The organism is Nocardiopsis sp. NPDC006832 (assembly GCF_040635885.1).
Taxonomy (GTDB): domain Bacteria; phylum Actinomycetota; class Actinomycetes; order Streptosporangiales; family Streptosporangiaceae; genus Nocardiopsis.
On the sequence record NZ_JBEYLC010000028.1, the window covers coordinates 12857 to 34779 of the forward strand.

The following is a 21923-nucleotide window of genomic DNA, read 5'->3' on the forward strand; positions in this document are numbered from 1 at the left end:
GAACGCCAAGCCATGCGCACACGCATAGGTTCACCGGCACGCTCGGTTCGAGACTGCTGTCCATGTCGACCACAACCCCCGTACCACCACGACTGTTGAATACCGCCACGCCTGATCCCGAACATTGCGCTGAGCTCCAACCGTCCTTGGACGAGTTGGTCCAGGACACTGGCGCCTCCTATGGGGTGGTGTTCGGTACCCATGGCCTGCACTTGCTCCGCTCCGGTGGCCTGGGCCAGGTCAGTGCCGAGAGTGTCACCGCGGTGATGACCAACGTGCTGTTGCTCTCTCGCGGCATGGGTCGGCTCACCGATCGCGGCGAGGCAGAAACGATCGTGGTGCGCTACCGCTCCGGAGCGCTCGTCCTGGCACCGTTGTCGCCCGCCTTCGGGCTGGGGCTGTTCTCCGACCACGTCGGAGATCTGCAACAGATCGCCTATGGCATCACCCGTTTTTGCTCGCGCACAGTTCACCTGCTCCCCCAGGACCTGGTTTCGGTGCCAGCGGTTGCACAGCCTTTGACGGAGGGAGCACGGTGAACACTCTGGTACCCGCGCCGCTGTTGGTCCGTCCCTCGGCCGGGGTTCTCATGCATTCGGTGTTCGAGGCCAATCCGGATGTGTCCGCCTCCTACTCTCCGGATCTTCCGGAGGTGTTCTGTCATGCGCTTGGGGTGTGCCGGGAGTCCCAGCGCGCGATAACGGTCGCCGAGGTGGCCGCTCGCACCGGCCACTCTGCGGCGGTGATCGGGGTGGTGCTCTCGGAGTTGGCGGAGCTGGACCTGGTGCGGTCGGTGTGTGCTCCGGCCCGGGCCGAGCGGCTGCGTACCTGGGCCGCGCTCGAGCGGCAGGTGCCGGTCGCGGTCGCAGTGGTCAAGTTGCTTGTCGTCGGCACCGATCGAGAACAGGCCCACCTCGCGTTGGCCTCCCTGGCCCAGGAAGGTCCTTGGCGTTTGCAGAACGATCCCTGTGTCGAGGTCGCCACCAGGCGCATCGCTCCGGATCTGGACATGTTGGCCTTGGGGGTCAGCGGCCTGGGTAGCGGGAGCTCGGTGTGGAGCGATGCCTGCCGGGAAGCATTCGGTGCCGTGGTCATCACCGGCCCCTCCCCCAAGGAGTTGACCAGTACCCGGGAGAGTCTGTCGACACTACGGGCCGCCGGTGTGCCCGTCGTGGTGTTGATCCACCACGACGCCGAAGGCGAGGTCGACACCGATATGGTGCGCGCCTGCATGGGGCTGCCCGACCACACCCCGGTGGTGATCGGTGACGTGTACAGGCGTGGTGTGTGCGAAGCGTTGATGGATCTGTGCTCGACGCTGATGAACGGAGGCCGCCGATGACCACGCCACCCCGTGCGGTGATCTTCGGGTCGGGCCACTCCGCTCTGACCCTGGCCACCGGCTTGCTGGAAGACGACTGGCGCGTGGACGTGTTCACCCGCCACCCCACTGCGGAGATTCTCGGCAATCCGGCGGGGCTGACCCAACTGACCTTGCCCTCGGTGCACGCCACCGAGCTGGCGTTGGGTTTGGGGTTGTGGCAGCACACCGCCCCGCCCGCGCACGAGGTGCGGATGCGTATGGTTCCTCCTCACGGGGAGGGGTTCGGTTTCACCGCACCGTTGCCGGGTCCGGCGGTGGCCATCGATCACCGGCTCAAGAGCGCCTACTGGCTCCAACACGTGGCCGGGCGCGGCGGGCGGGTCCACGAGCGGGCCTGTACTTCTGCGGATGTGTCCGGGTTCGCCTCCACTCGGTTGCACGACTTGGTGGTCGTTGCCCCTGGTAGCGACAGCGACTTGCGGCACTTGTTCGCCCCGGATCCGGATCGGTCGGGTGGGGCGACCGATCGGGTGGTGGTCCAGGCCCATCTGGCCGTGCCCGAAGAGCGACTCCCGCACCGTGTGGAGGTCCTCTCCTGTCCTTGGGGTGAGGTCATGGTCTATCCCGTGCTCACGGTCGATGCCCTCTCCCCCTTCCAGGTGCGCTCTCTTTCGGCTATCGACGCACCGCCGATGCATGTCACCCCGTATTCGGCGGTGTGTGTTCAGGTCATGGCACGCCCTGGAACCCCGCTGGACCCCACCCCGACGGCCGCTTCCCCAGAAGAGGGGGGCGAGACAGGCGCGGGGCTGCCGCGCCGGCATGGCGCTCACGCCCGGAGTGCCTGGGCTCATGTGCTCGCCCAACTCGCCCGACTGGCCCCGGACTTGGCTCAGGAGTGCTCTGAGGGGGTGGTGATCGCGGGGTCGGAGTTGGTGCGTGAGGTGCATCCGCAGGTGCGTCGACCCGTGACCACCATCCAAGGGGCCCCGGTGGTGGGGATCGGGGACGCCACGATGACCGTGGAGCACGCCTCCGGGCAAGGTGCCGGAGCCTCGACCTGGGTGGCCACCACGTTGCGCGACCAGCTCCGCCAACACGGCCGGGCGCCATTCCACGCTGACTTCCTGACCGGGGCGTGGGAGGCCTACTGGGCCCGACATGGCCAATACACCGCCACCTTCGGTGGGTTCGTCACCGCCTACTGGAGCGGAGCGCTTCCCGACCACGTGCTCCGGGGCTTCACCGAGACCGTGTCCACCCCTGAGGGTGCGGCGGCGTGGTCGGCCGGGTTGGACGATCCCGCTCGGATGAACCACCTGCTCACCCTCTGAACCCCCGCCCGCACCCACTTCCTCCTTGTCCTTCGTCGAGCCGGAAGGCGTTGCTTCGCCATGTCTGAGAACACCCCCCAAGCCCGAACGGGTTCGGTACCCAACCCCCGCCTGTACAGCCCTCGGAACCTGCGCCGTTACCGACGCCTGGTGGTGGGCCTGTCCCACAAACTGGCGTGGAAGGTCGACAACGACCACCTCCTGGACCTGTACGCCGCACTGATGACCCCCACCCACCTGGAGGTGGGTCCGGCCGACGCGCATTTCCTTCTCCGCTCCCCCGCCCCGGCGGGGTCTTCTGGAGAACCGGTGTCCGCGGCGTTGCGGCAGATTCACCTGATGGACCTCAACGATGGCCCCCTGGACTACTGCGCTCCCCGGTTGGCCGAGCATGGGCTGGTCATCCCGCACCGGCACGACGTCCTCACCGCTCCGTGGCCCTTGGGGGATGCGTCGGTCGGGTCGGTGGGGATGTTCCACGTCCTGCATTGTGTCCCCGGTGCCTCGTTGCGGCACAAGCAGACCGCGTTCACCGAGGCCGCCCGTGTGCTCAGCCAGGGCGGGGTGTTCATCGGCTCCACCCTCCTGGGAGTCGAGGACCCGCATACCCACAACAACCACCTCGCCCGCCGTCTCCAACACGTCTACAACCAGCCCGGGCGCAACATCTTCCACAACACCGGCGACCGGTTGACCGACCTACGCGCCATGCTGGATCTGCACTTCGCCAGCGTGGAGTTGACCGTGATGGGCGCGGCCGGGGTGTGGGTGGCCAAGGAGCCGCGCCGATGACCTCCACGAACATGAAAGCTCGACCGGATAAGCCGGGTGGGACGGTGGCGATCATCGGTATGGGCTGCCGCCTGCCCGGCGGCATCGACTCCCCCGACCTGCTGTGGAAGACCCTGACCGAGGGACGCGACTGTGTATCCCGTATCCCTCAGGAGCGGTGGGAGCGGATGGTCGCCCACCTGCACCCCGACCAGATACCTGAGCATCCGTTCCACGCGGGGGTGGTGGAGCACGTCTTCGACCACGCCTTTTTCGGTATCAGCGCGGACGAGGCAGCCGAGATGGACCCCCAACAGGGATGGTTGCTGGAAGTCGCCTACGAGGCGTTGGCCGATGCCGCGCTCCTCCCCGCATCGTTGGCCGGTTCCCGTAGTGGTGTGTACGTGGGGGCGGCCTCCATCGATCAAGCCGCCATCAACTTCGGGGCGAGGAATCGGGCGGGGGTGTTCACCGCATCGGGTGCGGGGATGGCGATCCTGGCCAACCGCGTCTCCCACCATCTGGACCTGGACGGGCCTTCGCTGGCCATGGACACCGCCTGTTCATCCTCGCTGAGTGCCCTGCACTACGCGGTGCGCGACCTGCGCGCGGGCGAGGTCGACCTTGCGCTGGTGGCCGGGGCCAACGTGCTGACCAACCCGGTGATCACCACCTCCTTCGTCGAGAGCGGGGTCCTGTCCCCTGAGGGACGGTGCAAGCCCTTCGACCAGAGGGCGGATGGGTACGTGCGCTCCGAGGGCGCGGTCGTTCTGGTCCTGATCCGCGCCGAACTCGCGGCCGAACGTGGTCACCGGGTGTGGGCGCAGGTGGCCGGAACCGGGGTCGGGCACGGCGGTGCTGCGCCGCATCTGTTGGCTCCGCGCAGGGGGCGTCAAGCCGCGACGCTCCGGCGAGCTCTGGCCGATGCCGGCCTGGCTCCCGATCAGGTGGGGTGGATTCAGGCGCATGGGACCGGGACCAAGGCCGGGGACCGCGTTGAAGCCGCCGGTATCGCCGAGGTGTTCGGCCACAAGGGTCCCGTGGTGGTGGGGTCGGTCAAGAGTGCGCTCGGCCATCTGGAAGGGGCGGCCGGGGTCACCGGGGTGATGGCCGCCGCTCTCGCCGTCCACCACGGGCAGATTCCACCCACCGTAGGCCACCAGAGCCTGCGCAAGGGCTTGGAAGAACAGGTCCGGGTACCGCTGGCCCAGGTGGAGCCGTGGACCGAAGACGACGGTTCGGTGCGGGTGGCGGGAGTGTCCTCGTTCGGGTTCGGTGGGTCCAACGCTCACGCCCTCATCTCTCAGGCCCCGGTGACGGAGCCGCCAATGGATGAGGATCCGATGTCGTTGCCGGAGACCGTCGTGGTCTCGGCTCACTCCCCCACCGCGCTGTCCGCGACTGCGGGGTGTCTGGCGGTTGGTGCCCCTGGGGTGGGGTCGGTGGGGGTGGTGGCCGATACCTGTCTGGCACGCGGTGCTCATGCTCGTGTCCGATCCGCTGTGACCGCTGCCGATTTGGGGACGTTGGTGCAAGGGTTGCGCAACCTCCAAGATGGCACACCCGATCCGAACGTCATCGGCCCGCGCACCGTGCCCGCCGTGCGCCCGAGGGTGGTGTTCGTTTATTCCGGGCATGGGGGCCACTACCCGGACGCCGGTTCGGAGTTGGTGCGGCTATCGGCCTTCGCCACAGCGGTGGAGGAGGCGCGGGCGGCCCTGTCCCACCACACCGGGTATCCGGTGTGGTGGCCGGGTGATGACCTGGACGGGTTTGTCGATGCCCAGCATTGCACCTTCCTGATTCAGCTCGGGCTCGCCGCGGTGTTGGCCGAGCGCGGTATCGTCCCCGACCTGGTGTTGGGGCATTCGGTCGGGGAGATCGCCGCCGCCCACACCGCCGGAGTCCTGGACTTGAACGCGGCGGCCCGGGTGTTGGCCGAACGCAGTCACCTGCTCGGCAGGTTGGACGGGACCGGTGGCATGTTGGTCATCCGCGCCGATATCGACCAGGTTCAGGCGGCCCTGGGCCTGTACGGCGGTCGGATCACCGTCGCCTCCTACAGTGCGCCCGCGGTGCAGGTGGTGGCTGGCCCCTCCGCATATCTCGACCACCTTCACGCTCGATTGGAAGACCAGGGGGTGTGGTGCACACCGGTCGCAGATGTGATCCCGGCGCACTCCCCCGCTGTCGACCCCGTGGTGCCCGCGCTCCGTGAAGCCCTGGCCGGGCTCGTCAGCGGCCCTGCCCGAGTACCGATCATCTCCACCGCCCACCCCGACCACCCCAGCGACACTTCGGGCCGGTGGGGTGCCGGGTACTGGGCCGAGCAGGCTCGATGCCCGGTCAGATTCACCGAAGCACTGGCCGCAGCCGCAGAACTCGACCAGGATCGGCCGGTGGTGTTCGTGGAGATCGGTCCCCGTGCCCTGCTGAGTGAACACATCCACCACACCCTCCCCGACGCCACCACCGTCGCCATCACCAGTGATCCAGCCGAGTTCGCCCGAGGACTCGGAGAGCTGTACACCGCCGGTCTCACCCCCACCAGGCCGACCGGACGCGCCCATCCACACCTGGTGGTTCGACCAGGTTGGGACCACACCGAGTACCCGTCCCCTTCGGAACAACCCGATGTGGTGATCGCTCCCGCTCCTGACCAGGTTCTGGCGCACCTGGCCGAAGAACTCGGGCGCCTGACCCCGTTGCCCGAAGGGTTCGACCCGCACAGCACCTGGGCCGAGACCGGGTTGGACAGCCAGAGCCTGCTCCATCTCCTCACTCGTCTGCGTCGAGTACCGCCGTGGGCACAGGTCGACATCCGGCTGTTCCTGCCGGACCGTACCTGGCAGCAGGTGGCCACCACCTTGGTCGAACTCCTGCCCCGGCCACACGGACCCTCCCAGGAAGAGGCGCCGTCCTTCCTCCCCTGAACCGGAGGGCAGCTCGCCTCACCGTGGTCTCGCCCCGTGCAAGGGGCCGGGGCGAGACCACACTCACCTGGTACCGGTTCCCGCCGAGTACACCGTTCAAGGCCTGGCTCTGGCCCGCCTGACCGACCCTGCGACAAGGACCTCCTGAAGAGATGTCTTCTGAAACCCACCGGCTTCAGCAACGCACACGTTTGATGGTCGACGCCCGCACCTATCTTTCCCCCACCGATACGCAAACGCTGACCGGTCACACCCGACACACGCTCAGGCTCCGGGTCGATGAAGGCTCCCTGGTCGCCCACCGTGTGGGAACCCGAACGTTCTCCTACCGGACCGACTCGGTCATCACCTACTGCCAACGCCGCCACCCCGAGTTCACGCTCTTCGACCGGTTGGACAGCGCCGAAGGGGAGCTGATCACCGAGCCGGAGCTGACCGCCGAGCTCGACCACGCGCCGGCCGGGACGTGGTGGACGCTGGCCCGTCGCGATCACTGCCCACCGGACTGGCCGACCTGGCAGGCCTGGTACCAGGGCGAGACCGAGCGAGCCGAACAAGTCCTGGCCGAGCAACAATCCCGGTGGGAGCAGGAGAACGCCCGGCTTCGCGCCCGCGGCGTACTCCGGCGCACCCTCTGGGTACCCGCTCAACCCCTGTCCGGGTACGGACGGTACTGCTTGGCCCGGTACCGGCACGTGGTCGCCGCCGGGGGGCAAGTACGGGTGTTGCCCGCGTGGAAGTGCACCCACCTGGAACACCGGCGCAGTCTTCCCGACCTGGAAGTGCTACCAGGCGTGGTCTACGCGCGCCGCCACACCCACCTGGGGTCGCGTACCGGGGCGCTGCGCATCCAGGATCCGGGCCTGTCCGGGGCCCTACATGAGTTCCTGACCTGGGCCAGTGACCGGCAGGCGCTGTCCTTGATCGGCTTCACCCGTTGGCGGCACCCGCTCCAGGGGGCGGCTTGACCAACAACGTACAAGGGTTGTCCGGAGTGGTCGTGCAGATGCGTGACGTGCATGGCGGTGGCCTCCATATCCACACCACTCCCACGCCCCAACCAGTGGTTCCACGTCAGCTTCCGGCGCCGCGGTTGTTCTTGGACCGCGACCAAGCACGTGCTTGGCTCGATCGGTCCTGGAGCATCCGTCACGGACCCATGCGGGTCGCCGTACAGGGCCCCTCCGGTATCGGGAAAACAGCGCTGGTCACCGCATGGGGGCATAAGCACCAGCACCGATGGCCCCACGGAGCCCTGTACGCGGATCTGTCCACCACCGATTCCGACACCATCCTGCGGGGATGGCTCCTCGCCTTGGGCCACACCTACCTCCCCGACAGCTCTGGAGGACTCGAAGCCCTGTGGCGCACCGCCACCGCGCACCAGCGTCTGCTCGTGGTGGTCGAACAGGCCACCGCCGAGGCCGTTCATGCGCTGTTCCCGGCCGGGCCAGACTGCGCCGGGATCGCCACCGCCCACCACGGACTGGACGAACTCGTGGCCACCGGCGGACGCATCGCGCACCTGGCGGGCCTGCCGGACCAGACCGTGGGCGACCTCATCAACCGCCTGGTCGACCGCCCCATCCCCAGCCGAGTACTCGACGAAGCCGTCGCCTCCGCCAGTGGATCGCCGCTGGCCGCGACCCTCACCGCCGCCACGCTGGCGCGTGACCTGTACACCCCGCTGACCGAAACCGAACAGGAGAACCTGGTGCCCGACCGCATCTCCACGATCCTCACCGACCTGCCCGAGCAGACCGCGACCGCTGCCGTCCTCATCGCGGCCTTCCCCGGCTCGTTCGTCACCGCCGAGGTGACCGCCGCCCTATTGGGTGCCCCACGTGAGCAGGCCCAGTACACCTTGACCACGCTGGTGGAGGCGGCGTTGTTGGTTGACCTCGGCCGGGGTCGGTACACCGTCCACGACCGGGTACGCCAACCGCTGGCGGACAGGCTCACCCCGGAGAGGCACACGGCCATGGTTGAGGCTCTCGCGGGTTTCTATCGGGTCCGGTTGGCTGCGGTGGATCTGGTCCTGAACGTGTGGCGGTGGAGGGCCGACACCGAAGGTATTCATCTGGCCCGCGCCGCTCAAGAGGACGAGGTGTGGTTCTCCACCCGTGATGAGGCTCTGGCGTGGGCCGATGCCGAGTTGGACAACATCCTCGCCCTGGCCCGCTTGCTGCACCGGCTCAACCGCCCCGAGGTCGCGATGTTCGTGGATCACATCGGCACCTATGTGACACTGCGCAAACCGCTCATCGCCCGTGAACTGTACGAGTGGGGTCTGGAGGTAGCGCGACCCACCGGGGACGGGCGCTTGGTGGGGTTGATGCTGCAGCGGCTCAGCACGAGCCTGCACCCTGATTGGCAGGCCGCCCTCGACCTCAACCTGCAGGCCAAGGACACCTACGACCAAGCCGGGTTCGCCCAAGGGGTCGCCTCCGCCTACGAATCGATCGGATCGACGCTGGCACGCCTTGGACGTTTGGAGGAGGCTGAGGAAGCCCAAACCGTGTCCTTGCGCCTGCACCAGGAGTTGGGTAAGCATCGCGGGGCCGCGTTCCAGACCCGCAGGTTGGGCGAGATCCACGTCCAACAAGGGCGAACGCAAGAGGCCATGACGGCCTTCACCACCTCCTACCGGGACCTGCTCCATCTGGATCCGCCCGACATCTACCAGGCCACCCGCAACACCCAAGGCATGATCGCTCTGCTCCTGAACGAAGAGGACCCGGCGCTGCTCCCCGTGGCCGAGCTGCTAGCGCTGGAGGGCCTGGCCTCCACCTTAGTGTCGGGTTCACTGCATCAGCGGGCGTCCTTGTACATGGAGCTGGCCACCATCGCCCGCACCCGCGCAGACCGCTCCCAGGAGATCGACTACCTTCAGCGCGTTCATGCGCTGCTCTCCCCCGGCCACCCAGTGATAAAACAAGCCGTGGTCCGCTTGGGAGGGCTGGGAGTACCTGTCTCATGACTTGGCCATCGGATCGATGCAACTTCACCATGAGTGACGGGAGGCGACCCCGGCACACATCAGGGTCTCCATCGAACTCGGCGCGAAACAGTCTCGCCCTGACGACGGCCAACGGTTACTACCCGCCCCTCCCTGAGCACGTGGCAAGGTCAGGAGCCCATATCCCTTAACGTCTCTTGGCTGTCGGACCGCGCCGATAGGCTGAGGCGAGCCGTCCACTCCCTTCCTAGACCAGGAGATCTTTCCGTCGTGTCAGTCCTGTCCAGCTTCGTATGGAGCGTCGCCGACACCCTGCGAGGCCCGTACGCCGAGGCCGAGTACGGCTCGGTCATCCTCCCCTTCACAGTGCTGCGCCGTCTCGAGTGCGTTATGGCCCCGCACCGCGAGGTGATGGCCGAGATCATGGTGCAGTACCCAGGAGAGCAACAGCGGCGCACGCATCTGAAGCTCAATACCCGCACCGCGGACAGCGCGGGGCTGTCCTTCTGGACGACGAGTGACTACACACTCAAGAGAGCGCTGCAGGACCCAAACAACCTGGCTGAGAACCTCATCGACTACGTCAGTGGATTCTCTGCGAACCTGGACGTGTTCAAGTCGTTCGACTTCGAGACCGTGATCCGTACGCTCGATGCCCGCGAGCGTCTCGCCCAGGTCGCCAGCCACTTTGAGAAGATCGACCTATCGCCGGATGCGGTGTCCAACGCAGACATGGGCGACCTGTTCGAGAACCTGATCTACCGGTTCGCTGAGTCCGCCAACGACGGTGCCGGCCAGTTCTACACGCCGCGTGACGTTGTGCGGCTCCTGGTCGATCTCGTCTACGCGGAGGACACCGAGGCGCTGCGTGATCGCGGCACAGTGCGGTCGATCTACGACCCCACGGTCGGAACCGGCGGGATGCTCACCGTCGCCGACGAGCACCTGCACGGGCTCAACCCCGACGCCTCAACGGCTCTGTTCGGCCAGGAGATCAATCCGCGCACCTACGCGATCTGCAAAGCTGACCTGCTCATCAAGGGCCAGGACCCGTCCAACGTTCGTCAGGGTGACACGCTCGTCGTCGACCGGTTCGAGAACCAGGGCTTCGACTACGTGCTGTCCAATCCGCCGTTCGGGACCGACTGGAAGGCTATCGAGTCCGACGTGAAGAACGAGCACGCCCGTGGCGGTCAGGGCCGCTTCGCCCCGGGCCTGCCGGGCATCGGTGACGCAGCCATGCTGTTCCTACTGCATGCGACGTCGAAGATGCGCGACGTCGACAGCACGGGCCGTGGCGGTAAGGCCGGCATCGTCCTCAACGGTTCTCCGCTGTTCAACGGCGGTGCGGGCTCCGGTCCGTCGAATATCCGCGGCCACATGCTGGAGAACGACCTGGTCGAGGCCATCGTGGCGCTGCCCAACGACATGTTCTACAACACCGGTATCGCGACATACCTGTGGATCCTGTCCAATGCGAAGTCTCCGAAGCGTAAGGGCACGGTGCAGCTCATCGACGCCAAGGGGCTGGGGTCGAAGATGCGGAAGTCAATCGGCTCGAAGCGGATCGAGATCTCCGAGGCGCATCGTAAGGACATCGTGCGCGCCTTCATCGGTGACGAGGCCGAGCTTGACGAGGCCACGGTGCCAGTCAAGGTGTTCGCGAACCGTGACTTCGCATACTGGACCGTCACGGTCGAGCGTCCGCTGCAGCTCCGTTTCGAGTGCACACCAGAGACCATTGGAGCGGTTGCCGAGCACAAGAAGCTCGGCCAGATCGCTGGCCTCACCGAAGCACTGGAGTCATTCGGCGACCAGCCGTACCTGAACCGGGAGAAGTTCATCAAGGAACTTGCCGGTCACCTCCGGGATCACGGTGTCGGTCTGACGACGGCCCAGCGCAAGGCAGTGTGGCAGACCATCGGCGTCCACGATGAAACCGCCGACATCTGCCGGTACACCTCGGGCGCGCGGAAGGGCGAGGTGGAACCGGATCCGGCGCTGCGCGACACAGAGGACGTCCCCTTCGGCTGGGGCGGGCACCCAAAAACTCATGAAGCCCTCGAGCAGACCGTCCAGGCCTATTTCAACGCCGAGGTGAAGCCGCACATCGACAATGCCTGGATCGACTGGGACAAGACCAAGACCGGCTACGAGATCCCGTTCACTCGCCATTTCTACACCTACGAGCCGCCCCGGCCGCTCGAGGAGATCGACACGGACCTCGAGCGTGTCATTGGCGAGATCATGACCTTGTTGCGGAAGGTGGAGTCGTGAGTGTCGAAGCTACGGACCCGGTCGCAGAGCGGATCGACAAGTGGCTCGGGGGCATCCCGTCAGGATGGGCAGGCGCTCGGCTGCTCGAGGTCGCAGATGCCTGGACGAGTAACGTAGACAAACACACTGTCGAGGGGCAGCCACCCGTCAGGCTCTGCAACTACGTGGACGTCTACAAGAACGGCTCCATCGTCGGCTCGCTCGACTTCATGACAGCTACCGCTAAGCGGGAGCAGATCAAGAAGTTCCGAATCCGTGTCGGCGACACGCTCATCACTAAGGACTCCGAAACTGCAGACGATATCGGCGTCCCGGCCTTCGTCGAGTATGAAGCTGATGACCTGATCTGCGGGTACCACCTGGCCATCGTCCGACCCGATCTGCGAAGGGTCCTTCCTAAGTACCTGTACTGGGTGCTCAACTCTGAGCCGATCGCACGCCAGTGGGGCGTCACGGCGGCGGGTGTGACCCGCGTCGGCATTCGAAGCACTGATCTGAATAAGGTCACGATGCCGCTCCCGCCGCTCGACGAGCAACAGGCCATCGCCGACTACTTGGACCAGGAGACGGCTCAGATCGACGCGCTCGTAGCGAAGCAGGAGGAGTTCATCGGGCTTCTGAGGGAGCGGCGTTCGGGAATCATCGCTGCCGGTGTCACCGGTTTCGGCCTAGGTGAGGGCCTCGACGACGAGGAGACGTCATGGCTCGGTGCTCCGCCCGATGGATGGGTGCGCGGACAGGTTAAGCACTTCGGAGCGGTGACACTCGGGAAGATGCTTCAGGGCAGCGATAAGGGTTCGGACGTTCTTGCGCCGTACATGCGAGCAGCGAATGTCCAGCCCGACGGAGTCCTGGCGTTGGACGATGCGAAGTCGATGTGGTTCAACCCTCGCGAACTCCGCTCACTCGATCTTCGAGCGGGCGACGTGGTCGTTGTCGAAGGCGGTATCGGTGGTTACGGGCGAGCAGCGTTCGTTGCCGAGCCACTCGAAGGTTGGGGATTCCAGAACTCCATCAATCGGATCCGGCCGTTCCAGGAGAACGATGGTCGGTACTTGGCCTACTTCTTGATCATGGCTAGGCAGAAGGGGTTCATCACCGCCTACTGCAACATTGTCTCGATGCCGCACCTGACCGCGGAGAAGCTCGAGGCGATGCCAATGTTCCTCCCACCTCCAGACGTGCAGCGTCAGATCGCCGATGGTCTGGATGATCAGACCGCTCGGATCGATGCGCTGATCGCCAAGGCCGAGGAGCACATCGCGTTGGCAAAGGAGCGTCACTCAGCGCTGATCACGGCGGCGGTGACGGGACAGATCGACATGCGCACGGCGAGGAAGGCGAGCTAAGGACGATGGCGGCACCTGACGGGACGCACGAGGAGGCTTTCGAGATCGAAATCGCCGAGTACCTCGCCGCGCACGGCTGGGAGTACAGCGAGACCGACGACGGCTATGACGTCAAGCGGGCGATCTGGCCCGAGGATGTGTTCTGGTGGCTGTCGAAGACGCAGCCGGATGAGTACACCAAAGTCGTCCGTGTCGGCACCGCCGCAGAAGCGGCTGACCGCGAGGCGTTGCTGGATTCGCTCGTAGCCCGGCTGAACACCCCGATGAGCTCTGGCGGGGGCACGCTGAACGTGCTGCGACGAAAATTCTCCCACACCCGGGGTGCGACCGCGCATTTGCGGATGTGCCAGTTCAAGCCAGCCACCACGCTGAACCGGAACGTCACCGAGCACTACCGGAGGGTGCGCCTGCGCGTCGTGCGGCAGGTGCACTTCTCGCCGAAGCGCGAGGATTCCCGATCCATCGACTTGGTCTTCTTCGTCAACGGTCTGCCAGTGGCGACGTGTGAGTTGAAGTCGTTCTTCAAGCAGGAGTGGCGCACGGCAGTCAGCCAGTACCGCAAAGACCGCAACCCGGCGGGCCAGCCGCTGCTCGGGTTCGGTACCCGTGCCTTGGTGCACTTTGCCGTCGACGATGACCAAGTCCACATGACCACGAAGCTGGCCGGAGAGAAAACCTACTTCCTGCCTTTCAACCGTGGTCATGAGGAGACCGGCGCGGCCGGGAACCCGGCCAACCCGAACGGTGCTGCGACGTCGTACCTATGGGAGCAAGTCCTACAGCGCGACAACTGGCTGGCGATCCTCGGGTCCCAGATGTTCCTCAAGACCGAAGCCGACCAGGATCCCGCAACAGGCAAGATCAAGCGGTCCACGACATTGATGTTCCCGCGTTACCACCAGTGGCGCGCGGTGAATAAGCTCGTCGGCACGATTGCCGAGGAGGGCCCCGGTCGCCGGTATCTGATCGAACACTCGGCCGGGTCGGGGAAGACGAACACGATCGCTTGGACAGCGCATCGGCTGGCCCGGCTCCATGATCAGTCGAATGAGAAAGTGTTCGACAAGGTCCTGATCGTCTCGGACCGCCGTGTCCTGGACGCACAACTGCAGCAGGCTGTCGAGCAGGTCGATGACACGGCTGGCACCGTTGCGGTCATCGACTCCGCCGCAGTGCGCCGTTCTGGGGGCTCCAAGTCGCGAGCGCTGTTGGACGCGCTGACCGACTCGGCGCTGATCGTGGTCGTCACCATCCAGACGTTCCCCTACGTCAAGGGTCTCCTGGAGACAACGTTGGGCGATCGGAACTTCGCGGTGATCGTCGACGAGGCGCACACTTCGCAATCGGGTAAGACGGCTGCTGACCTGAAGAAGGTCCTCACCGAGGGCGGGCAGGTCCCTGACGAGGACGAGTTCGACAGTCAAGACATCGTTAACCAGGTGGTGGAGGCTGACGTCGCCCGCGAACGGCAGATCGCTGCCGAGACTGCGGCGCGTGCCAGGGCTCGGAACGTGTCACTAATGGCTTTCACGGCGACCCCCAAGGCGAAGACGAAGACGCTCTTCGGGCGCGATAACGACGAGGGAAAGCCGGTCTCGTTCGACGTCTACCCGATGCGGCAGGCGATCGAGGAGGGGTTCATTCTCGACGTGCTGCGCGGTTACCAGACCTACAGGACTGCCTTCGAGATCGAGCAGCACGGTGAAAGCGGCGTTGTCACCGGTATTACCGGAGGCGGAGGCACCGACGACGGAGCGGATCGGCTCGTCGATCCGAAGATCGCGTCGCGGAAGATCATGCGGTTCGCAAACCTGCACCCGACCAACGTGGGGCAGAAGGTCGAGATCATCGTCGAGCACTTCCGCGCTAACGTTGCCCACCTTCTCAACGGACACGCGAAGGCCATGGTCGTGACCGACTCGCGCCAGGCTGCCGTCCGCTACAAGATCGAGACCGACAAGTACTTGGCGCAGAAGCGCTACGGCTATCAGACCATCGTGGCGTTCTCCGGGAAGATCAGCGACGACGACTATGGGCTGACCGATGTCACCGAGGCCACGATGAATCCGGGCCTCGGCTCGGACCTGGCGCGGGAGTTCCGCCAGCCGGGGTACCGGCTGATGCTGGTCGCTAATAAGTTCCAGACCGGGTTCGACCAGCCGTTGCTGTGCGCCATGTACGTGGACAAGCGACTGCCCGATGTGCACGCGGTGCAGACTCTGTCGCGGCTCAACCGCATCTACCGAGCACCCTCAGGTGAGGTGAAGGACCGGACGTTCGTGCTCGACTTTGTTAACGATCCGAAAGAGATCCGCGAGGCTTTCCTCACCTATTACCTTGAGGCGCACATCGAGACGGCGACGGACCCGAACCTTGTCCACCGGCTCGCGACCAAGCTAGCCCAGGCACGGATCTACACGCCAGCGGACGTTGAGCGCTACGCCAAGGCCTGGTGGGCGCCGTCCCAGTCTCATGCCGCTCTCGCTGCTGCGGTCACGCCAGCCCGCGACGAGTTCGCGAACCGATGGGCGGATGCGGCCGAGCAGCACGACAGCCAAGCGCTCGACGAGCTGCGGACCTTCCGCAAAGACTGTGGCTCCTACGTGCGCCTGTACGACTTCATGTCTCAGGTCGTCGACTACGGCACCAGCGACCTGGAGAAGCTGGCTGAGTTCCTGCGTCAGCTGATCCGGCTGCTCGCGGTCGACGAGCCGGGCGCGGACGTCGACGTGTCTGGGCTCGAGCTGCGCCGGGTTCGGCAGATCGATCAGGGCAAGGCCGACATCGGGCTGTCCGGGGACCATGACACGCCGAGCTTGGCTGGCATCTCCGGGGTCGGTTCGGGGGTGTCGCGGCAGGATCCGCAGCAGGAGTTGCTCTCGAAGGTGGTGTCTCGGATCAACGCGCTGTTCGGTTCGGAGTTCGCCGATCCGCAGATCAAAGGGTTCGTGGTCGCGGCGGCCGGCATGGCTGAGGAGGACTCGCGCATCGCTGACCAGATTGACCACAATGCGCTCGATCAGTTCATGGCCTCACCCGAACTACGGGAGACCCTGACCGACGCGGCAGTACTGAACGAGGGGGCGTTCGGCAAGCTGACCGGTGCGCTCACTGGGGAGAGCGATCGCGCTGACGAGTTCATCCGCCTCATCGGTGCGTACCTGTACCAGTCACGCCGGCTTCGGACGGTCGACGCAGCGGATCCCGAAGACGCCGATGCCTCAGATGAACCCCAGTGAGGCATCGCCAGTGAAAACGCGAACTCCACATCCGGCAGACCAGAGACACCACCCGCTGGTCCACCTACAGGTGAGCGGGATCGGGCAGGTCGAGTGGCGGAAGGCAAACCCGGTACATGCCACAGCCTTTACGAACCCTGGAATGAGACACCCCACCGGGAAATATTGCTACCCCTTGCAGGGGCGATGAGAATGTGTCACCGAACAGTGACGATGTACTTGCGTGGACTCTTCCTCGTCGTGCTCCATGAGATGAGCCCATCTGCCTTGAGTATTGGTAGCAGCTGCTCATGTAGGGAGTCATGAGGAAGCTGGAACTTCGCGCCGGTTTGCCGGATCTGGTCGTAGGGGTCACCGAGATGCGAGAGCACCTCGACGATTTGGTCTGAAGTCGCGTCGGGTCTGGCCGCGCAGAGAAGTCTGAGCGTGCGCTCCGGCCCGTCAAGCGGCGTGCCAACCACGGTTCCGGCATGCGCAATGCGCACGACGGTGTCCGGTGCAAGCGGGATGTGCCAGGCGTCAGCGTGCTCTGCGGCGGCCTTCAGTCCTGCCATGTCATCGTCATCCGGGAGGTACGTTTCGATGTTCTCGACGATGATACGGCCGACTTTGGAGGCACAGGCAGGGTCCTTGAGTAGTCGAGTAACCATGTCACCCACCAGCATGGGGCTGATGAAGTCACCGATTTTCTTTGAGGCTTTGATAGCTGGTCCGATAGCGTCCCAGCCACCGTTGCGGAAGTGCATGAATGATGCTTCATCGTCGGCTATCCGGTTGTTCTGGAGCAGTAGCGCGAACAGATTGTTCTTCTCGGGCGAGATCTCGGTGACGGCAAAATGGGTGCTCGGGTAGAAACTTTCAACGAGGGAGACACGGGCCTCTGGTGAAGAGAACGTGGTTGCGTTGAGGATAGCGATTGCGGCCGTCTCACGGTCATGTTCCTGGCCGCTCTCATCAAGGAAGTCCTCTGGATCACTCACGTGAATAGTGCCAGAGGTCTCAAGAGCACGGGCCAGGCTTGCGTCGATGGAGCCGATCTCGGCGCGGTACGCCTCGACGTTGGTGAGTGAGGTGTGGAGTAGGCCCGCCGCCGCGACCGCGCTCCAGGTGGGCGGTGGTACGTCGTGCACCGAGTTCAGCAACGCGTCAGCGGAGGCACCTCCGAGGAGCCGAGCCAGGGCGTCTGCATCATGGTCGGGTGAGTCTTCATCGCCCCACTTTGCAGCGATGTCAGCGATGTCGTTGAGGACCTTGATGAGGATCTGCTGACTTTCCATGGTGTGTTCGGTTTCCTCGTCCGCGTCGACTGCTTCACGATAGGCGCGCGATCGGGCAAGACAGTACTCGTACACCATCTCGTTGCGCTGGACGTGGTCGAGGCTGATGCTGCCGACGATACCGAGAGCCGTACGCAAGTTGGCGGCGTTGAGCTGGTAACCGTTGGCAGCGACGACGAGACTGAGCAGCTGGGGTTCGAGCTTGTCGATCTCAGGGAGGACAATGCTTGTGCGTTCGAGGACGGTGTCTACTCGTTCCGCCACGCTCTTGAGTCCCAGTTGGGGATCGGGGTGTGGCCGCAGGTCAGTGAAGGCCGACATGTGGTGATAATGATCGGTGATGAACTGGATGACTTCGACGCTGAGATCGTAGGTGGCTTGGGGGTCGAAGGCGCACAGCGCCGCGCTGACAAGCGAGGCCCGGGCCTTGGCTGGCACACCCTCGTCACTGACGAGGTAGGTGAACACCTGGCGCCACCGGTGCTCGGTGAGACGGGCTGCAAGTTTCTCGCGCTCAGCAGTGTCGTTGGTGAAGTAGGAGGCCAGGAAGGCGCGTGCGTTTTCGTCGAAGTGAGTGATCAGGTTCTGGACGACGTGGTCAGCACCAGGATGCCCCGTGGCCAAGAGGTGGTTGACGACGTCGATGTTGTAGGCGGCAATGGTTCGGGTGAAGTCCTCGCCAGCGTTTTCAGCCTCCTCCAGGAGATTCCCAACAGCGTCCTTGCGCTTGAGGTCGTAGTCGATGTTCATGGTCTTGGGCTGGACATGATGGACCATGAAGTTCGCAACATCTGGTCCACTGAAGTCCCCATAGAAATGGGATGCGTATAGAGAGAAATTTCGGTCGATCTTGCCGCTTCGAATCAGCTGTCGCGCCAAGTCAGACTTCAATGTTTCTTCCACCAGGTCAGAAAAATTCTTTTTGACGGGATTTCCATCTTTGCTTCCCATAGTCAGCTTGAAGTGGTCCATGGCAGCCAGGCTAGCGAATCCAGCTCGTCGCAGAAGGTCGATTTCGGGGTCAATATCCTTGAAGTCTGCCTCGGTTCTGCTTGCGTCAATCGCAGCCCACTTGTCGCTGTCAAGGGCTTCGGGGATTACCTCCTGAATTTCTCCCTGATTCCATTTGGCCATGTCTCGGCCATTGATTGAATTGTACCGAAGCCCTCTTATTGTCAGGGCTTTAGCTTGGGCGAGATCGACCCAGAACCCGCGGTCATCCAACTGTTCGAGCGCATAGGAATTCGACCCGACCTTGAATTTCACAGTTTGCAATTGGTAGCTTTGATGAGCTCGTAGCTCGGTGTTAGCGTAACGGCGCAAGCGGGCTGCGAGGCGGAGAACGAGTTGATCGCGCTCGCGTTCTCGATCTGGGGCCGACTGCAGGTCGCGTTTACGTTGTTCTCTGAAGGCAATGTTCTCGCGTACAAGGCGCTGATGGAAGTCATATAGGAGGTCAAGGTCGCTTGCCCGGCGGGGAATGTTCTCGAAGTCGCTCGGGTGGAAATTTTTGTACGCTACAAGCGCGAACAGAAGATTTTTATTGAGACCGGGTGCAGTTTTTTTGGGATCCAAGAGCCGTTCAGCGAAGATCAGATACTCGTTGCACATGTTACGCACGAGCCGCATATCCGTGGAGTGCTGCGAGACGATGTGGACCAGTTGCCGGTCGATGCCGGTGATACCTGCTTGTTTGAGGAGTTCTAGGAGGAGGTCGCGGGAGCTGCGGTGTGAGATGAAGGGGACTATAGGGATGACGATGTCGAAGAACTTGGTGCGATTCGCGCGTTGATTCTCAGCAGCGGCGGCATCCAATCTCGGCTCACCACCCCCCACAGACTGAGCGCCGTTGAGGCCTATAGTGGTCTTAGCGGTGTCGAGATCGATTCTCTCGAACAAACTGTCTTTAACGGCGTACACGAACCGCAACGGCCTCCCTAGACCAAGAAGTCGGGTCGACCACTCAAGCGGAAAATTTTTGATCAGGAATCCAGAAGCTTCCCAGGGAAGCCAGTCGAGGACTCGACATACGATGCGACCCAGAAGGTTGCCGCGACGCTGTCTACGTCGTTTCGGAACGTCGTTGAGTAGAATGTTGAGCTCACGCAGCGCCTCGAAGATGTGCGGATCCTCGAAGCGATCCAAGTCCTCGAAGACGACGATGTCCTTCGGCTCCTGCTCGAAGTAATGAACGATCTCGTCAATGTACTTGTCGAAAAACGTCTGTGGTTTTTCCGACAACGTCACCGCGCCCGCGCCCGTCGTCACGTTCGAGACCCAGAACCTGCCATGGGTCGCCAGCCGTACAGCGGTCACCACCAGCGTCGCCAGGGCAGCAGTGCCGCTCCAGGCGGCAGTCCGGACCCAGATCGCTTCGTCCGCGCCGGTCCACATGATGTCCGGCAACCACCCGAGCAGATAAAGCAGGCCCCCGACAATACCTACGGCGAGCAGCGACTGGAGCAGCGCCACAGGCTTGGTCAGAACGTTGATGTGGCTGAACCGAGAGTTCTTCCCGACCTTCTGCGAGGCACCATAGACCAGCTGCTTGACGATCTCCTTCTGGATGCGGTTCGTCGTGGAGGTGTCCTCTTCTCCCGGCGCCAGGGTCGAAATCGCCAGCCGAAGGGTGGTCTTGCGATGGTTGGCCTCGAACTGGTCGAGGACGCTCGACTTGCCAGCGCCGTAACGCCCGGTGAGAGCGATGTTGAGATTCCTCGCATCCCTGACCGCCTCTTCCAGCCGTTTCAGGTAGGTCTCGTGTTGTTCGGGCCGATATTTGGGAGCCAGCGACTGGAGCGGGACATCCACCGAGGACCTCTCCGAGACAGCGGCTTGAGCAGGGGTTGTGCCAGTATCCGAGGTCGAGTCAGCAGTAGGTACGCCCATGTATGAGGTGGAGGGCACAACTACAGAAGCACTCGTCTCCTGGTGGTCTTGCGGCGATCCATCGTCTACCACTGTGGCCCTTTCCTTCTCCTCCACCACGCTGTTCTGTGGGAAGCGTAGTAGTTCAGCAGAGAACACTCGCCCGGCCTCTAAGTGGACTGCTCGAGTAGGAGGAAGAGCAGCCGAGGTCCTCACAAGGTGCCATCGGATGCGGGCGAGGGCCGGTGTGTGCTCCGTTTGTGCTCCGCAGTTTTAGACCGGGGCGTCACCGGGCGGCACGACGCGGCACGGGATGGCATCACGGATCGGATGGGGTGGTACGCAACGTCACAAACCAATCCCAAGAGACAGCAACTTCTAATCCGACGGTCGCAGGTTCGAATCCTGCCGGGTGCGCCACAAAACCCCAGGTCACAGCCGCACCTGGCTGTGCACCGGCTGGCTCTTCCCTGTGGTGGGTCCACGGTGGGTCCCAGGTGGGACCAGCGTCAAACCCCGCCGACCGCCCCTGCCCCGCACCTGACGGCGAACCCGACCCGCATCCCGTAACACCAACAAGGCCGTGCGTTCCGCCGCCTCGCGCGCCAACTGCGGCAGCACACTGGAGTAGGTGTCCGCGGTCAGCACGATGCTCGCGTGACCCAGCATCGCTTGGACCACCTTCAGCTCCACCCCGGCCGCCAACGCCAGCGTCGCCGCACCATGGCGCAGGTCGTGCAACCGCACCGGCGGCAATCCGCTGGAGGTGTTCACCTTCCGGAAGAGGCGCGAGAGCCGCTCCGGGGCCAACACTCCGCCACCCGCCGCGGTGAACACGTACCCGCCCCGGTCCCACACCCGGCCGTGGTCCTGGGCCTCCTGCTGTTGGCGCCACCGGTGGCGGCGCAACACACCCACCGTGGCGTGGTCCACCATCAACGTGCGACGGCTCGCCGCGCTCTTGGGCGCCGCCTCCACCAACCCCGCACCGCGCTGAGCCTGGAGCTGGCGCACCACCCGCACCGTCCCCCGCTCCAGATCCACGTCGGCCCACCGAAGCCCCACCACCTCGCCCCGGCGCAGCCCCGTCATGACCGCCAGGTGAAACAACGCATACAACCGATCCTGGGACACGTGGTCCAGGAACGCGCGGGTCTGCTCCACCGTCCACACCGCCACCGCAGGCCGCACCCCGCTACTGCGCCAATCAGCGACCGCCTGCTCGGTCCACACCACCGGTCGCGCACTCTGACCTGACTCCAACCGCAACCCGTTCGCCGGATTGGAAGGCAGCAACCGCTCGCGCACGGCGGTGTTCAACGCCGCCCGCAGCGTGGCCCGCACCCGCTGCACCGTCGCCCCAGCCACCCGCTCACCCCGGGGCGTGACGTGTTCGGCGATCCCTTCGAAAGCCCGCTGCACCCGGGCGGGCGTCAACTCCTCCACCACCGCCTCCCCCAGATGCGGGATCAGGAAGCGGTCGATGTGCTCCTGATAGCTCACCCGGGTGCGCGCACGCAACCTGCTGCGCCCGTCCAGCCAGTGCTGCAACCAAGCCGCCACCGTCCACACCACCGGCTCCCCAGCCCCAG

General features: G+C 64.5%; 12 protein-coding genes. 10 read left to right on the plus strand and 2 right to left on the minus strand.

All coding sequences use genetic code 11. From position 1 onward, the window contains the following. Positions 1–62: 62 nt before the first annotated feature. The 10 genes from ABZ717_RS15040 (at position 63) to ABZ717_RS15085 (ending at position 16186) form a co-directional block, all read left to right on the plus strand. A complete protein-coding gene (locus tag ABZ717_RS15040; RefSeq protein WP_358509940.1) occupies positions 63–539 on the plus strand; it encodes a roadblock/LC7 domain-containing protein in 477 nt (158 codons plus the stop codon). Further along, positions 536–1342: a hypothetical protein gene (locus tag ABZ717_RS15045; RefSeq protein ID WP_358509943.1), complete on the plus strand. Its 807-nt coding sequence runs from the start codon at positions 536–538 to the stop codon at positions 1340–1342. Before ABZ717_RS15040 ends, ABZ717_RS15045 begins: the two co-directional genes overlap by 4 nt. After that, on the plus strand, positions 1339–2658 hold the full coding sequence (locus ABZ717_RS15050; RefSeq protein ID WP_358509946.1) for a hypothetical protein: 1320 nt from the start codon (positions 1339–1341) through the stop codon (positions 2656–2658). The genes ABZ717_RS15045 and ABZ717_RS15050 overlap by 4 nt, the downstream gene beginning before the upstream one ends. Before the next feature lie 60 nt (positions 2659–2718). Beyond that, positions 2719–3450 (plus strand): class I SAM-dependent methyltransferase, encoded by a 732-nt coding sequence (locus tag ABZ717_RS15055; protein WP_358509949.1) that lies wholly within the window; start codon positions 2719–2721, stop codon positions 3448–3450. Next, positions 3447–6362 (plus strand): type I polyketide synthase, encoded by a 2916-nt coding sequence (locus ABZ717_RS15060; protein ID WP_358509952.1) that lies wholly within the window; start codon positions 3447–3449, stop codon positions 6360–6362. The genes ABZ717_RS15055 and ABZ717_RS15060 overlap by 4 nt, the downstream gene beginning before the upstream one ends. Before the next feature lie 152 nt (positions 6363–6514). Next, positions 6515–7330 (plus strand): DUF6879 family protein, encoded by an 816-nt coding sequence (locus tag ABZ717_RS15065; RefSeq protein WP_358509955.1) that lies wholly within the window; start codon positions 6515–6517, stop codon positions 7328–7330. A 191-nt stretch (positions 7331–7521) separates the two neighbouring features. Next, positions 7522–9342, plus strand: a complete 1821-nt coding sequence (locus ABZ717_RS15070) for a tetratricopeptide repeat protein (protein WP_358509958.1) — start codon at positions 7522–7524, stop codon at positions 9340–9342. Positions 9343–9591: 249 nt separating this feature from the next. Next, positions 9592–11598: a class I SAM-dependent DNA methyltransferase gene (locus tag ABZ717_RS15075; RefSeq protein ID WP_358509961.1), complete on the plus strand. Its 2007-nt coding sequence runs from the start codon at positions 9592–9594 to the stop codon at positions 11596–11598. Further along, positions 11595–12947, plus strand: coding sequence for a restriction endonuclease subunit S (locus ABZ717_RS15080; RefSeq protein WP_358509964.1), 1353 nt, complete (start codon positions 11595–11597; stop codon positions 12945–12947). Before ABZ717_RS15075 ends, ABZ717_RS15080 begins: the two co-directional genes overlap by 4 nt. 5 nt (positions 12948–12952) lie before the next feature. After that, on the plus strand, positions 12953–16186 hold the full coding sequence (locus tag ABZ717_RS15085; RefSeq protein ID WP_358509967.1) for a DEAD/DEAH box helicase family protein: 3234 nt from the start codon (positions 12953–12955) through the stop codon (positions 16184–16186). A gap of 197 nt (positions 16187–16383) precedes the next feature. Here ABZ717_RS15085 and ABZ717_RS15090 read toward each other — a convergent pair whose 3' ends face one another. Continuing rightward, entirely contained in the window at positions 16384–20274 is a 3891-nt protein-coding gene (locus tag ABZ717_RS15090; RefSeq protein ID WP_358509970.1) for a hypothetical protein, read from the minus strand. Positions 20275–20763: 489 nt separating this feature from the next. Beyond that, entirely contained in the window at positions 20764–21894 is a 1131-nt protein-coding gene (locus tag ABZ717_RS15095) for a tyrosine-type recombinase/integrase (protein ID WP_358509972.1), read from the minus strand. Positions 21895–21923: the final 29 nt, after the last annotated feature.

Coding starts and splice junctions, on each gene's coding strand:
- ABZ717_RS15040 (WP_358509940.1), top strand. CDS start 63: ATGTCGACCACAACCCCCGTACCACCACGACTGTTGAATACCGCCACG.
- ABZ717_RS15050 (WP_358509946.1), top strand. CDS start 1,339: ATGACCACGCCACCCCGTGCGGTGATCTTCGGGTCGGGCCACTCCGCT.
- ABZ717_RS15055 (WP_358509949.1), top strand. CDS start 2,719: ATGTCTGAGAACACCCCCCAAGCCCGAACGGGTTCGGTACCCAACCCC.
- ABZ717_RS15060 (WP_358509952.1), top strand. CDS start 3,447: ATGACCTCCACGAACATGAAAGCTCGACCGGATAAGCCGGGTGGGACG.
- ABZ717_RS15065 (WP_358509955.1), top strand. CDS start 6,515: ATGTCTTCTGAAACCCACCGGCTTCAGCAACGCACACGTTTGATGGTC.
- ABZ717_RS15070 (WP_358509958.1), top strand. CDS start 7,522: ATGCGGGTCGCCGTACAGGGCCCCTCCGGTATCGGGAAAACAGCGCTG.
- ABZ717_RS15085 (WP_358509967.1), top strand. CDS start 12,953: ATGGCGGCACCTGACGGGACGCACGAGGAGGCTTTCGAGATCGAAATC.